The sequence below is a fragment of the Pectobacterium colocasium genome, assembly GCF_020181655.1.
Taxonomy (GTDB): domain Bacteria; phylum Pseudomonadota; class Gammaproteobacteria; order Enterobacterales; family Enterobacteriaceae; genus Pectobacterium; species Pectobacterium colocasium.
The window spans coordinates 3,314,540-3,328,724 of record NZ_CP084032.1 but is presented as its reverse complement, the minus strand read 5'-3'; the positions used below and the strand labels follow the sequence as shown (position 1 = coordinate 3,328,724).

General features: G+C 49.6%; 13 protein-coding genes, 1 tRNA gene and 5 pseudogenes. 13 read left to right on the top strand and 6 right to left on the bottom strand.

The genetic code is table 11. The features are described from left to right. Positions 1-53: 53 nt before the first annotated feature. Positions 54-161 (top strand): annotated as a pseudogene (locus LCF41_RS15135) (YciI family protein); the annotation flags it as partial. 103 nt (positions 162-264) lie between these two features. Then, positions 265-471, top strand: coding sequence for a YciI family protein (locus LCF41_RS15130; protein WP_225088193.1), 207 nt, complete (start codon positions 265-267; stop codon positions 469-471). 219 nt (positions 472-690) lie between these two features. Here the strand turns inward: LCF41_RS15130 and ypdK are convergent, their stop codons facing one another. Together ypdK and LCF41_RS15120 are read right to left on the bottom strand one after the other, a co-directional pair. Further along, complete coding sequence (gene ypdK / locus LCF41_RS15125; protein WP_099606229.1) at positions 691-765, bottom strand: membrane protein YpdK; 75 nt, start codon at positions 763-765, stop codon at positions 691-693. Between the two features lie 358 nt (positions 766-1,123). Beyond that, the gene (locus LCF41_RS15120) at positions 1,124-2,149 is read right to left on the bottom strand and encodes an LLM class flavin-dependent oxidoreductase (protein ID WP_225085305.1); all 1,026 of its coding nucleotides are present in this window, start codon (positions 2,147-2,149) and stop codon (positions 1,124-1,126) included. Between LCF41_RS15120 and LCF41_RS15115 the strand changes: the two are divergent. The 6 genes and pseudogenes from LCF41_RS15115 to LCF41_RS15090 form a co-directional block, all read left to right on the top strand. After that, positions 2,139-2,423 (top strand): annotated as a pseudogene (locus LCF41_RS15115) (hypothetical protein); the annotation flags it as partial. The gene LCF41_RS15120 and the pseudogene LCF41_RS15115 sit on opposite strands and share 11 nt — an antisense overlap. Further along, positions 2,420-2,671: pseudogene (locus tag LCF41_RS15110) on the top strand (iron chelate uptake ABC transporter family permease subunit); the annotation flags it as partial. The pseudogenes LCF41_RS15115 and LCF41_RS15110, both read left to right, overlap by 4 nt. After that, complete coding sequence (locus LCF41_RS15105) at positions 2,671-2,793, top strand: iron chelate uptake ABC transporter family permease subunit (protein WP_284144920.1); 123 nt, start codon at positions 2,671-2,673, stop codon at positions 2,791-2,793. The pseudogene LCF41_RS15110 and the gene LCF41_RS15105, both read left to right, overlap by 1 nt. A 13-nt stretch (positions 2,794-2,806) precedes the next feature. Next, a complete protein-coding gene (locus LCF41_RS15100) occupies positions 2,807-3,181 on the top strand; it encodes a substrate-binding domain-containing protein (protein ID WP_225085304.1) in 375 nt (124 codons plus the stop codon). A 118-nt stretch (positions 3,182-3,299) separates the two neighbouring features. Then, entirely contained in the window at positions 3,300-4,682 is a 1,383-nt protein-coding gene (gene dbpA, locus LCF41_RS15095; protein WP_225085303.1) for an ATP-dependent RNA helicase DbpA, read from the top strand. Positions 4,683-4,748: 66 nt separating this feature from the next. Next, positions 4,749-5,321 carry an alpha/beta hydrolase gene (locus tag LCF41_RS15090; protein WP_225085302.1) on the top strand — a complete coding sequence of 191 codons (573 nt, stop codon included), beginning with the start codon at positions 4,749-4,751 and terminating at the stop codon, positions 5,319-5,321. A 105-nt stretch (positions 5,322-5,426) separates the two neighbouring features. Here the strand turns inward: LCF41_RS15090 and LCF41_RS15085 are convergent, their stop codons facing one another. Further along, positions 5,427-5,966, bottom strand: coding sequence for a hypothetical protein (locus tag LCF41_RS15085; RefSeq protein ID WP_225085301.1), 540 nt, complete (start codon positions 5,964-5,966; stop codon positions 5,427-5,429). Between the two features lie 524 nt (positions 5,967-6,490). Between LCF41_RS15085 and LCF41_RS15080 the strand changes: the two genes are divergently transcribed. From LCF41_RS15080 to LCF41_RS15070, 3 genes are all read left to right on the top strand, one after another. Then, positions 6,491-6,757 (top strand): hypothetical protein, encoded by a 267-nt coding sequence (locus tag LCF41_RS15080; protein WP_225085300.1) that lies wholly within the window; start codon positions 6,491-6,493, stop codon positions 6,755-6,757. A 126-nt stretch (positions 6,758-6,883) separates the two neighbouring features. Continuing rightward, complete coding sequence (locus LCF41_RS15075; RefSeq protein WP_347880999.1) at positions 6,884-7,639, top strand: hypothetical protein; 756 nt, start codon at positions 6,884-6,886, stop codon at positions 7,637-7,639. A 217-nt stretch (positions 7,640-7,856) separates the two neighbouring features. Beyond that, on the top strand, positions 7,857-8,648 hold the full coding sequence (locus tag LCF41_RS15070; protein ID WP_225088192.1) for an NPP1 family protein: 792 nt from the start codon (positions 7,857-7,859) through the stop codon (positions 8,646-8,648). 252 nt (positions 8,649-8,900) lie between these two features. On the opposite strand, the pseudogene LCF41_RS15065 reads toward LCF41_RS15070, so the two are convergent. From LCF41_RS15065 to LCF41_RS15055, 3 genes and pseudogenes are all read right to left on the bottom strand, one after another. After that, positions 8,901-10,053, bottom strand: a pseudogene (locus LCF41_RS15065) (IS3 family transposase). A gap of 65 nt (positions 10,054-10,118) precedes the next feature. Continuing rightward, a pseudogene (locus LCF41_RS15060) lies at positions 10,119-10,775 on the bottom strand (tyrosine-type recombinase/integrase); the annotation flags it as partial. 179 nt (positions 10,776-10,954) lie between these two features. After that, positions 10,955-11,029 (bottom strand) — tRNA-Arg (locus tag LCF41_RS15055). A gap of 440 nt (positions 11,030-11,469) precedes the next feature. Between LCF41_RS15055 and mlaA the strand changes: the two genes are divergently transcribed. Next, complete coding sequence (gene mlaA, locus LCF41_RS15050; protein ID WP_225085298.1) at positions 11,470-12,231, top strand: phospholipid-binding lipoprotein MlaA; 762 nt, start codon at positions 11,470-11,472, stop codon at positions 12,229-12,231. A gap of 362 nt (positions 12,232-12,593) precedes the next feature. Further along, positions 12,594-14,177, top strand: a complete 1,584-nt coding sequence (gene mqo / locus LCF41_RS15045; protein WP_225085297.1) for a malate dehydrogenase (quinone) — start codon at positions 12,594-12,596, stop codon at positions 14,175-14,177. Positions 14,178-14,185: the final 8 nt, after the last annotated feature.

The following is a 14,185-nucleotide window of genomic DNA, read 5'->3' as shown; positions in this document are numbered from 1 at the left end:
CGACCTCCCTCGGTGATACCATTTTAACGCTTTCTTTCTATAAGGACTTTAAAATGGGTATCATTTATGTAGTGGTTTTAACGTATATAAAACCCTTGGAAGCGGTTGATTCGCAAATTCCTGCTCATGTTGAGTGGCTTAAAAAAGGTTACTCAGATGGTAATGTTGTTCACTTAAACATGGATTTAGGGGGAAACACGGTGATGAGGTTCCCGCAGGGATACCTTGCACCGTGGTAGCCCCCGGTATCTCGATCCTTAAACGATCGGCATTAACTCAGATGGCGTGTTTCTCGCGTCAGGAAGGAGAATCCCTCGAAACGGTGGAGTCATACTGGCAAAATGCGACAGTGTTGAATCGTTAGAAGAACGCCTTAGTCAGGATCCATTCCAGAAGTTGAATATTGCTACCGCTGATATTATTCCCTTTGAAGCCAGTATGAAGGCTCAATTACTGCAAAATATACTTTAACTATGATATTGGCTCAGTCATTCATATTTAGCTGTCCATCACTATCACTTTAGTCACGGTGACAGGGGAAGATCCAGAGAAGAGCAAGCGTCATGCCGAACCATTGACTGAATGGTGAATGACGGCCATAAAAATAGGCTGAGGGTATAAATACCATCAGCCTTTTTTATCTCTGTGTGTGCCCTTCAATGAATAAATCTTTGTCGGGCAAATGACAGGTTATTCTACCATCAGCATAAAGGTACTCACCCAAACGACTAAACAGAATGAGATACCCATAAAAAAATACTTCACCGATTTATTCTCCAGCAGAAACCACGCCAGCAACGATCCCGATTGTGCGTTTTATTATGGAAGGAAATTATTACGCAGCCGGCTATGTCACCGAAGGGTAATCTTTCCCGTTGTCATCACCAGAATCACACCAGTTATGACGGGATCGGGGCTAAATCTACGCCGAGTGAGGGGGGGAATTCAAGAGGTCCAGAAACTATATTTTCAAAATAGCATTAAAAAGCGTTGAGCCCTTTCAGAGCCTGAAAAAAACGGGGGAATAGGCGTGAAAATAGCCCTCAATTCCCCCGATTCTTGGTGCCGTTATCTTCGGTTTTTGACGCCTGTTGGGCAGGTCTTAATGCGTCAGACAGCAGACCTACTTTCTCCATCCCATTGCGGGGGCGATATGTGTCAGGATCGCTTCAATAACATGCGCATTGTAATCCACGCCCAGTTGGTTCGGCACCGTGAGCAATAGCGTATCCGCTTCGGCAATGGCTTCATCCTGTTTTAACTGCCGGATGAGTGCTTCTGGTTCGGCGGCATAGCTGCGCCCAAAGATCGCGCGCGTTTTTTCGTCCAGGAAACCGACTTTGTCACTATCGTTACTGCTCCCGCCAAAATAGGCGCGATCGCGATGATCCATCAGTGCAAAAATACTGCGGCTGACGGAGACGCGTGGCGTACGTGTATGCCTAGCTTCAGCCCAGGCAGCCCGATAGGCGCGAATTTGCTGTGCCTGTTGGATATGAAAAGGTTCGCCTGTTTCATCGTCTTTTAGCGTGGAGCTTTGCAGGTTCATATCCAGTTTTGCTGCCCATACTGCCGTGGCATTCGAGCCAGCCCCCCACCAGATGCGCTCACGTAGCCCATCAGAATAAGGCTCCAGACGCAAAAGGCCCGGTGGATTCGGGAACATTGGCTGCGGGTTCGGTTTTGCAAACCCTTCACCACGTAGTACATCCAGCAGGATCTCGGTGTGACGCCGTGCCATGTCCGCTTCCGATTCCCCTTCTGTCGGCTGGTAGCCAAAGTAGCGCCAGCCATCGATCACCTGCTCAGGCGAACCACGGCTGATGCCGAGCTGCAAGCGTCCGCCAGCGATCAGATCGGCGGCGCTGGCGTTTTCAGCCATGTAGAGTGGGTTTTCGTAGCGCATGTCGATGACGCCAGTGCCAATTTCGATGCTTTTAGTTTTCGCGCCAATCGCTGACAGCAGCGGGAAGGGGGAACCCAACTGACGGGCAAAGTGGTGCACCCTGAAATAAGCGCCGTCAGCGCCCAGTTCCTCTGCGGCAACAGCGAGGTCCATAGATTGCAGTAAGGCGTCAGCCGCGGAACGCGTGCCAGACTGCTGCGAGGGTGCCCAGTGGCTGAATGATAAAAAGCCGATTTTCTTCAAGGATCGCTACCCGGAGGTCGTGAAACAGATCGTCAACGATCCGGCCTGGCAGGCAATTGATGCGGTGAAACAACATCGCGTGTATCTGATGCCGGAATACGCCAAAGCCTGGGGTTACCGGATGCCAGAAGCATTGGCGATTGGCGAACTGTGGATGGCGAAAAAGCTGTACCCTGAACGTTTTGCCGATATTGATATGCAAAAAGCCGCCGATGCGTATTATCAACGCTTTTATCGTATGGACTACCATGCGGAAGCCTCCGCAGCGCAATGAGTTATCGCGCCTACCGGATCACGCTGCTAACGGTGGTGGTGTCCACACTGCTGATTGCCGTGTGCTCACTGGGGATAGGGCATTTTAGCTTATCCCCGTGGCGCATTGTCCAGATCCTTGTCGAACCGCTGTCTGGCAACGATCTGCTGTTCGGAAAAAAACCGCTGCTTGGTGATATCGAACGGCAAGTGGTGTGGAGCGTCCGTCTACCCCGCGTGTTATTAGCCTGGTGTGCGGGGGCGGCTTTATGGTGCTGGTGGACGATCTGACGCGCACGCTCAGTGAAGCCGAGATTCCGCTGGGCATTCTGACGGCGCTACTTGGCGCGCCACTTTTTGCCGTGCTGTTATATAAGACGCAGTTGCAGTAGAGAGGACGCTAACATGTCTGCTATCAGGTTATCGACAGAAAGGCTGGTGTATGGCTACCGCCAGGGACAGGGCTTTTTTGCACCGTTGAATTTGTGCTGTCGGGAAGGGGAGATTACGGCGATTCTGGCTGGCATGACGGCGGGAAGTTACCTGATTCGGAGCGGGCAGAGCGATATGCACATTAGCTATGCCAGTTATCTACCGTTGCTTCTCAATCAACCTGACCTGCATGTGGTTCACTTGCCCGATCCCTATCGTATTGATGCCGAATACATGCTGGCCATTATGAAGCCAGCCCGACGTGAGCCACGGCTGCTGGCGAACTATCTTTTATCGCCGGAAGGGCAGAATTTTCTGGTGAACAAAGGATTCGCCTCGTTGTTTTAGCGGGGACGAGAGGTAAATCGGTCAACGATGATGAACTCTGCTATGATTGCGGCATATCTGCGTCGCTCTTTGGCTCGGCGTCACCTTTCGTTATCTCGTCCTTGGTAGAGTAATCACTGTGAGTACAACCTCTTTTTCTTCCCTCGCGCTGCCAGCAGAGCAGTTATCCAATCTTAATGAACTGGGCTATACCGAAATGACGCCTGTTCAGGCGGCGACGCTGCCAGCCGTTCTGAGTGGTGCAGACGTGCGTGCCAAGGCGAAAACCGGTAGCGGCAAAACGGCGGCATTCGGCATCGGGCTGTTGGATCGTATTGTCGTAAGCGACTTTACCACGCAGGCGCTGGTGTTGTGCCCGACGCGTGAACTGGCCGATCAAGTCAGCAAAGAGCTGCGTCGTCTGGCTCGTTTTGCGCAAAACATTAAGATTCTTACGTTATGCGGCGGTCAGCCGATGGGCCAGCAGCTCGATTCATTGGTTCACGCACCACATATTGTCGTCGGGACGCCAGGGCGTATTCAGGATCATTTACGTAAGCAGTCACTGTCTCTGGAGAGCCTGAAAGTGCTGGTGCTGGATGAAGCCGATCGCATGCTGGACATGGGGTTCACTGACGCGATTGATGATGTGATTTCCTATACGCCGTCCGATCGTCAAACCCTGCTATTCTCTGCCACGTACCCGGAAGAGATCGAACAGATCAGCGCGCGCGTTCAGCGTCAGCCGCAGCGTTTCGAGGTTGCAGATGATGTGGAAGAGTCGGCCATCGAACAACGTTTCTATGAGACGACGAAAGAGCAGCGCCTGCTGCTGTTGATTGCTATTCTGGGTCATCATCAGCCTTCCTCCTGTGTGGTGTTCTGTAACACCAAGCGCGACTGCCAAAGCGTGTTTGACGCGCTGGACATGCGGGGGATTAGCGTATTGGCGCTGCATGGCGATCTGGAACAGCGCGATCGCGATCAGGTTCTGGTACGTTTTGCTAACCGCAGCTGTCGTGTGCTGGTGGCAACTGATGTTGCTGCTCGCGGTCTCGATATCAAAGAGCTGGAGCTGGTCGTGAATTTTGAGCTAGCTTTCGATCCTGAAGTCCACGTTCACCGAATTGGCAGAACGGGTCGTGCGGGGATGCAGGGTCTGGCCGTTAGCCTGTGTACGCCACAGGAAATGAACCGCGCTAATTTGATTGAAGACTATCTCGGTATGCGCATTAAATGGGCATCGGTGGATAGCCTTGGCCGCACCGGCGAGGTTACGCTGGAACCTGAGATGATGACGCTGTGTATTGATGGGGGCAGAAAAGCGAAAATCCGTCCCGGCGATATCCTCGGTGCATTAACTGGCGATGCGGGATTAACGGCAGCAGAAGTGGGGAAGATTGATATGTTTCCGCTGCATGCGTATGTCGCTATCCGTAAAGCCAGCGCTAAACGCGCGTTGCAGCAGCTCCAGAAAGGTAAAATCAAAGGAAAAAGCTGTAAGGCCAGATTGTTAAAGTAACCGGTGGCTGATATACCAGACAGAATAAAATGACGTCGCTGGGTAACAGACAGGAGTGTTAAGGGCGTGCAGACAACAGAAATCGATCGGCGGCTGACGGACGTGAGCCAGCAGCTAACAATGGTACTGGTGCCGGGTCTGCGAGACAGCGATGATGAGCACTGGCAAAGTCATTGGGAACGGCGTTTTCCTCACTGGCACCGTATACGCCAGCGGGAATGGTATCAGGCCAATCTGGATCGTTGGGTGTTGGCGATCCGCCGTGAGCTTAGCGTCTGTACACAACCTGTCATTCTGATCGGCCATAGCTTTGGCGCTCTGGCTTCCTGTCATGTTGTGCAACAAAGTCAGAAAGGGATTGCCGGTGTGATGCTGGTGGCGCCTGCCGAACCCATGCGCTTTGAGATTGACGAGCGTATTCAGGCTACGCCGTTGCCAGTTCCGGCGCTGACCGTTGCCAGCCATAACGATCCGTTGATGAGTTTTACACGCGCCCAATACTGGGCGCATGCGTGGGATAGCGAACTGGTTGATGTCGGTGAAGCTGGGCATATTAATGCTGAGGCGGGGTTTGGCTCATGGGAATACGGCCTGACAAGATTAGCCGAGTTTTCAGAGAAACTCATTGCTCGTCGTTAATAGGCCGATTTTCTATTGAGTAGCCGTGTTCCATTATTAAAAGGACGTTATATTTCCCTTTAATGCCAGGGCAGTGAATTTAGTTGTCTTGGCACCATACCTTCATTAAGACAGGGTTTCCTCACTGCCTGAACCATGCAACATTTCCTGAATCTGCTGATAAACTTCGGCCGCAGATAAATTGCTATAGGATGTTTTGCTCTCGAAATGTAATACCTGTTCTCCACCAGAACTATGAAGCGCACCCATGAGAGCCAGATCTTCTTGTGTGATGCGTTCTCCTGTAAAGGCATCAAACATCTCAGAGTTACCGTCCGGGTATTTAACAATGGAAATGAGCTTGCCGTTATACAAAGGAATACCTGTCATTGCCAGAGAGTATTCAGTCGCGGCTTTCTGCTGTGTTTTGGTGTGTTCAGTCTTCGGAGTATCATCTTCCTGAGACGCACGTTTCTTTTGAGAAGACAGCGTGACTTTGGTGCTCTCGTTCGAGCCCTGCATATTTTGCGAGTCGGAGTTTGTTGATGTGTCAGTTTTATTCCCCGCGCTGATAGCGGCAACGACTGTTGGGTTGGCAGCAGCACCAATAGGAGGCATGGTCGCCGGGGTTGTTGCATTCACGATTTGAATATCTGGAATCACCACAGTATAACTCCTTCTTATATCTATTTAATGCTGGTAATGGTTTTTACCAGTGAGTTACTTCAGTGTGTTAAAACCACATGCGAATACTGCAATCGTTGACATTCAGACTATCAACACAGGCAGAGGATTGTCTTCCTTTGAAGAGACATCAATCTGCGGAGTATAATTTCCTGTTATTCAACAATATGACGTTAGCGAAGTGGCTCATTCAGAACACGGTTAATGTAAAACAGTATTTATGCCAAACACTATTTATGCAAAATGCAATTGCATTAAAAAACACCCTATCGCAAAAGGTATCGGCTGTTTTTTCCGCTTCATTAATACCCAAAAGGTATAAGATTTAACTTTTTGATTACCAATCGTGCGATGTTATGTGACCAAATATCTTCATTTTAAAAAAATAGAAAACTATCATGGCATTAGCATAAAGCAGTGATCGGGTTTGAAACGTATATGCTCTACAAGCGCGGGGGAACGCGATACACTGTTTTCCTCGTCTTTTCCCTGTCTTAAGAAGCCTTATGCCCAGTATTAAACTGACGGTTAACTATTTGTATCGGCAATCTGGTGAAACCCGTGAAGCGTCACAGGCGACAGCCCGCGTTTTTGTTGGTAATGAACTTATCGCCACGGAGATAATTACCGGTATGACGGAAAGCCCGGTCAATAAATATTTGCACCATTCAGGGCCGGAATCGCTCCCCGTGCGTGTTGAATGGGATTGCGAGGGAACAACAGCGATGACGGTGTCTGAGGTGGCGATCTGCCCCTGCTGCCATCATGATTAGCCTGATAGGCTAAGCCATTTTTGAACACTTTTGCTTCATGATTTACAGATAACCAATACCGCGCGAGTTGCAGATAAACCCATGCACGAGCAGCTTGAAGTATGACGGGTAGACAAGGTGAATATGATGAAATTAGCGGTATCAACCTTAATAGCCTGTGGACTGTGGACGGCAACCGCACATGCCGGCTGGTATGTTGTGAGTAACTACGAAGGCCAAATCGGGCCTTATCCGGTACATTTCTCATTGCAGAAATACAGTATCGACCAAGAGAAGAACCTTCTGGGCAGTTACTTTTACGATAAATACAGAGCGCCGATCCCTTTGTATGGGCGGCTCTCGGGGACGTCGCTTCAGCTTTGCGAAATCCATACCCCGCAGGATTATGATAAGTATATCGTTCAGGGGGTTAAGTCGGACACTGACGTAACACATTGCCCGTTTACATTGACGGAAACGGGGGAGGGGCTCAGCGGCGAGTGGTCGAACGGGAAAGCACGCTATGATGTTAGCTTACGGCGTGTGGCATCCTTTGATGACAGTACGCAGCCTGCCAAAGTCGAAGGGCAAGTCGATATTCCTTTCTGGGGGCAAACGGCGACTCACAGCTTTGTTGGTGTGTATCAAAACAGCGATACGGGGATGGTCGTTGAGGGAATTAAGGCGATTAACAAGAAGAATGGTAATGTCGACCAGCTTCTTGAGCCTGACTTTCAGCAATGCCAGTTTGGCTTTTTCATGACCCCGGTTTATATGAATATTGAAAATGGTGGAGATAATCGCAGCATTATGCTGAATTGTTATTCCCACGGCGGAGGCGATATTCTGCTGGAATATCGTTTCGATACGGCAACCCAGCGTTATAACGTGGTTGGAGAGTAAACGCGCTGGCGAGTTGTGGCCAGGCTGATGCTATCAGTAAATTCCCTGCATTATTTTGCATGCTAAATATATTTTTGTTCATTGTTGGAAATAAATGATTTTTATTTCCTTTTCTTTCTTGTTAAAAGTGTTATTTCCTACGCTTTCATCATGGCTAATTTTATGGCAAGTGATGATATTGGTTTTCAAAGGACTATCCTTTGCTAAAGGAGTTAATATGCTTTCGGGAAAGAAAACAGTTCTGGCATGCTCAATATTGTTCGCGACTTTCTCTTCACAGGCGGACACGTTTCCTAAATTGAATCAGGCTTTGCCATCAGGCATTGATGCGCGGGCGATTGCGCCGGTATTTGATTTTGATACGGATGGTTGTCTTCCCAGCGCTGGCGTAAGCCGTAATGGTGTTCAGAACGGCGGACTGAAACCGACAGGGAATATTACGGGCGGATGCCGATGGAGTAACTTCCTCGATTCGTCAAATACATTGCACCGATATGCCTGTGTTAATTCCGGCGGTGCTCGCTATTGTGGCAGCTTTTATGCGCTCTATTTTTTAAAAGACCAGATATTAAGTGGCGTAAACTCAGGCCACCGTCATGATTGGGAACATGTTGCCATTTGGACTAAAAATGGCGTCGTGACACATGGTAGCTACAGTGCACACGGTAAATTAACGACCAAAGATGCATCGGGTATCGATAAACAGGATGGTCATCTGAAATTTGTTTATCACAAAGATGGCTTGTTAACCCATGCCTTCCGTTTCTCTAAAACGAATGAGCAAGCGGAAAATCCGTATAATAAATTTGTTACACCGGATATTATCAGCTGGTACTCCATGTCTGGAGATGGCATTAATAATCAAGAATTGCGTAACCGATTAAATGCGTTTGACTACGGTTCAGCTTCTATTCCCCTTAAAGACAACAATTTCATGAATAACCTTAATAATGGTCGGCCTGCCGGTTATCCAGAGTTTACAAATGACAGCATAACGGCATCGAAATAATCATAATGAGAGAGGTAGTGTGAAACCTACCTCTATCATTTGAATTTTTTAGAGGGTAAATTCCTCTACGAAATAACATTATTGCTGAATAAGATATGGGAATGTACTAATGCTGTTCGGCATTTGTTGGTGTTTTCTGTTGTAGTGTGAACAGGATAGCAATCACCACAAAACCCACCGCCGCGTAGAGTACCGTTGCATATCCCCAATGCAGATAGAGGGTGATCCTACCCACGTAATGTGGACACAGCCCTAAGCGAGGTTCTGGTTTTCAAACTGTTCCGGGCTGAGACCGCCACAGGCACTGTGGCGACGCCAGCGATTGTAATCGCACTCGATATAATTAAACACCGCCATTCGCATTATTTCCCGGCTGGCAAAGCACTCTCCGTGGATACATTCCACTTCCAGTGAGTGGAAAAAATTTCAGCACAGGCATTATCGTAACAACATCCCTTTGCGCTCATGCTGCCTCGCAGATTTATGGCTTTTCAGCATGGCCTGATAATCTGCTGAACAATACTGACTGCCACGGTCTGTGTGAACAATCACGTTCTGAGGCCGTTTTCGTCGCCACAGTGCCATGTGCAGGGCATTACAGGCCAGCGCCGCCGTCATTCTCGATGACATCGACCAGCCGACAACGGCACGCGACCACAGGTCAATGACCACCGCCAGATACAGCCAGCCTTCATTCGTACGTAAGTACGTGATATCGCCTGCCCATTTTTGATTCGGGCCGCTGGCGATAAAGTCTTGCTTCAGCAGATTTTCAGACACGGGCAGGCCGTGCTCCCGGTAGCTGACCGGACTGAACTTTCGCGCGGCTTTTGCCCGCAGCCCCTGACGGCGCAGACTGGCAGCAATCGTTTTCACGTTATAGTCCGGTAGCTCATCAGCCAGTCGTGGGGCTCCGTACCACTGTCTGGCATGATTGAATGCCTTGCTGACGCGGCAGCATCGCAGACAAGTCGGAACCGCTGACGCGAGTTGACCTGATGACGGCGAGACCGCCAGACATACCAACCGCTGCGGGCGACTCTGACCACCCGACACATGGCTTTGACGCTAAACTCAGCCTGATGTTTTTCTATAAAGACATACTTCATTTCAGGCGCTTCGCGAAGTATGTCGCGGCCTTTTGGAGAATGGCCAGCTCCTCGTCCCGCTCCGCCAGTTGGCGCTTGAGGCGGGCAATCTCTGCTGCCTGTGCACTTTCTCGCTCAGAGGACGTTGTCTGGCTCTGCTGCTTGCTACGCCAGTTATAAAGCTGGGATTCGTACAGACTGAGTTCACGAGCAGCGGCAGCCACACCGATACGCTCTGCAAGCTTCAGGGCTTCGTTGCGAAATTCAGGCGTATGTTGCTTACGTGGTTTTTTACTGGTTGATACGGCTTTTGTCATGTGAGCTACCTCTGGTAGAGAGTTTACTCACTTAGTCGCGTGTCCACTATTGGCGGGTAAGATCAGTATGCCTCGATATGTGTCAGCAGTTCGGTAATGTGTTCAAGAGGCAAAGCGGGGCGGTGGACACTTTTAGCCGTAGCGATGGCTCCTGCCAGATCATAAGCCGGATTAACGTCGATCAGATCATTATGAACTGCATAACGCATGATTGCTGTGATGCGTTGTTGCAAGCGAGAAGCCAGTTCCAGATGTCCGGTTTTTTCTGCATTTTTAGCAGGGATCAACAAATCGCGGGTTTTAAGGGTTGCGATGTTTTTTTGCCCGATAATTGGGAATACGTGCGTTGTCAGACTATTGAGAATCAGAGTCCGGTGCCCCTCAGACCAGGTTTTATTGCTGGCATGCCAGCTTCTGGCAACCGTTTCAAAGGTGAGTAAACCTTTCTCTTCAACCTTTTCCGCTTTTCTCTTTTCACCGGGATCGATGTTATTGGCAATCTGTTGTCTGGCTTCATCTCTTCTGCGACGGGCTTCCGTTAAAGAAACCGCAGGATAAACACCTAATGCCAACATTTTTTGCTTACCTGCAAAACGGTATTGCAAACGCCAGTATTTAGAGCCGTTAGGTTGAACCAGAAGGTGCATACCATTTGCATCAGTCAGTTTGACGGACTTCTCCGCAGGTTTTGCATTTCTGACCTTTGCCTCAGTGAGTGCCATAGAAAATCTCCCACAGTGATGGTATCTGCATTATCGAACTTACCATGCCAACATTGATACCAACAAAATAGCGTGGATGTCGGTAAAACTGAGTAGATTTTAGTAGACGGGGTGGTTGTGTCAAATCGATGAATAGTATGGAAAAAATAGACTTTAATGGACGTTCGTAGGCGAGATTATGGTGTCCCCAGCAGGAATCGAACCTGCAACTAGCCCTTAGGAGGGGCTCGTTATATCCATTTAACTATGGAGACGTGAAGCCCGACTATTATACGCATTTTCGCTCTGAGAATAAGCACTTAACGGCGCGTTTGCTCAAAGTGTCGGCAATCAGAGGATTTATGAGCGTTCTTTTTCCTCGCTTCACGTCGTTTTGCGCGTGTTACGTGGGATGATGTGGCGTAGCTCACTGGTTTAGGCTGGCAGTGCTATGCTGTGAGTGGAGTAATGAAATACTGGGCTGTCGTCCACGCTGGAGCGCGTGTCGAACGATGCCGTGAGCTGCCCCATAAGAAAAATGGCAAACCTCTGAAAATGCAGTAATACGTAAGCCAACGTAGCGATGGAGCCATAAAATGTTACACTGTTGGCCGATATCCCGTCCTTGTCGCTCAGCCTGATAGGCTGGGGCTGATACTGGGAATACCCATTTTCGGTCGCGGGTATAGCACACTATAAATCAGGGAGAACAGATATGAATTACCGCCTGAGTGGGGTGGTGTTTGCCAGCGTGTTACTGATCGGCTGCGCCAGTTCCGGGGATCGCGATCAAGAAGGTCGTTCCGATCCGCTTGAAGGCTTTAACCGTACCATGTTCAGCTTTAACTATGACGTTCTGGATCCTTATCTGGTGCGTCCTGCGGCTGTTGCCTGGCGCGATTATGTACCGAAGCCCGCGCGTAATGGGCTGGGGAATTTCTTCAGCAACCTGGAAGAGCCTGCAACGATGGTGAACTACTTCGTTGAAGGCAAACCGTATAAAGCGATGATTCACTTTAACCGTTTCTTCCTGAATACCCTACTCGGGATGGGCGGTCTGATTGACGTCGCGTCAATGGCGAATCCGAAACTGGCGAAAGAAGAATCTCGCCGCTTTGGTAGCACATTGGGTAACTATGGCGTGGGTTACGGGCCTTATGTCGTGGTGCCCGGCTACGGTAGCGCGACGCCCCGTGAAGACGGCGGTGGCGTAGTGGATACGCTGTATCCGATGCTGAGCTATCTGACGCTCTGGATGTCTGCGGGCAAATGGGCTATCGAAGGGATCGAAACGCGTGCGCAACTGTTGGATTCCGACGGTTTGCTGCGCAACTCTTCCGATCCTTATTTGATGATGCGTGAGGCTTACTTCCAACGGCATGATTTCCTCGCCAGCGATGGGCAAATAACCCCGCAGAAGAATCCAAATGCGGCAGCGATTGAAGACTCGCTCGACGAGATCGATTCAGCGCAATAGTCTTGCATCGCATCGCGCTTTTCACAGGCACCTTCGGGTGCCTGTTGCTTTTATAAAACACTACTAAACTTACTTTTACCCTACTGATTCTGTGGTTTGTTTCTTAAAAGTTATTACTTTGTTGTCCATTTATTTACTTACTAAAATTTATTTCCTGCCGTCAGATAACAATAATGCAACGTCGTTAACCGCTACTGATGTCCATCATGGCTGAAATGTGTCAGCACGCTGATTTTTTTGTTAGCAAGGTGATTAACAAAAAGGTCATAAAAATGATGCCTTTAACTGATGGTGGTGCGGTCGTGTGTTAATGAATGCCTGGAATTCTATTTACCTGCACTTATAAAAATAGAGATATAAGCATGAAAAAACTACTTGCTATGTTCTTCTGCCTGAACGTGGTGGTTAACGCACCACTGGCGATGGCTGAAGAGGCTAAAACGACAGAGAAGACAACGGATGTGGTGCTGATCGGCGGGGGCATTATGAGCTCTACGCTGGGTGTGTATTTACAGGAGCTGCAACCAGATTGGTCTATCGATATGGTTGAGCGTATGGACAACGTGGCGGAAGAGAGCTCTAACGGCTGGAATAATGCCGGTACGGGTCACTCGGCCTTCATGGAACTCAACTACACGCCGGATAATCCCGACGGCCCAATCAATATCAGCAAAGCGCTGGAAATTACCGAAGCCTTTGAAGTCTCCCGCCAGTTCTGGTCCTATCAGGTGAAAAACGGTGTGATGAATAACCCGCACTCTTTCATCAATAGCGTGCCGCACATCGCTTTTGTCTGGGGCGATGAGAACACCGCCTTCCTGAAACACCGCTATGATGCGATGCAGCACAGTACGCTGTACCGTGGCATGGAATTCTCTGACGATCCCAACACGATCAAAGAATGGGCACCGCTGGTGATGGAAGGTCGCGATCCGGCTCAGAAGATTGCGGCGACCCGAATGCCTATCGGTACTGACGTGAACTACGGTGAAATCACCCGCCAGCTGGTTGGCGCGATGAAAACCAAGTCCAACTTTGCGCTGCACCTGAATTCAGAAGTGCGTGATATCAAGCGTAACGCGGACAACACCTGGAGCGTGACTTACGCCGATCTGAAGAACGGCGAGAAGGAGAGCGTGATTAAGGCGAAGTTTGTCTTTATCGGTGCGGGTGGGGCGGCACTGCCGCTGCTGCAGAAATCCGGTATTCCTGAGGCCGATCTGTACGGTGGCTTCCCGGTAGGGGGGGAGTTCCTGGTAACCGAAAATCCGGAAATCGTAAAACGCCACATGGCAAAAGTGTACGGTAAAGCCTCTGTCGGTGCGCCACCGATGTCCGTTCCTCATCTGGATACGCGTATTTTTGATGGTAAGCCGGTACTGCTGTTCGGACCGTTTGCTACCTTCTCCAGTAAGTTCCTGAAAAACGGTTCGCTGTGGGATCTGATCGGCTCTGTGACCTTCTCCAACGTGATGCCGATGACGCACGTGGGTCTGGATAACTTCGATCTGGTGAAATATCTGGTTGGTCAGGTCATGATGGATGACGACGATCGTTTTGCCTCGTTGCAGGAATACTTCCCTAACGCGAAGAAAGAAGACTGGAAACTGGTGATTGCCGGCCAGCGCGTTCAGGTTATCAAGAAAGATGATGAGAAAGGCGGCGTACTGAAGCTGGGTACGGAAATCGTCAGTTCTCAGGATGGTTCGATTGCGGCACTGCTGGGCGCTTCTCCGGGCGCGTCTACCGCCGCGCCGATTATGCTGAGCCTGCTGGAAAAAGTCTTTAAAGATAAAGTGGCGACGCCAGAATGGCAGGGCAAACTGAAAGAGATCATTCCATCTTATGGCCAGAAGCTGAACGGTAATATTGACATGACCAATAAAATCCGCAGCTACACCAGCAGCACGCTGGGCCTGGACTATATTGAGGTTAAACCTGAGTAATCGGTATT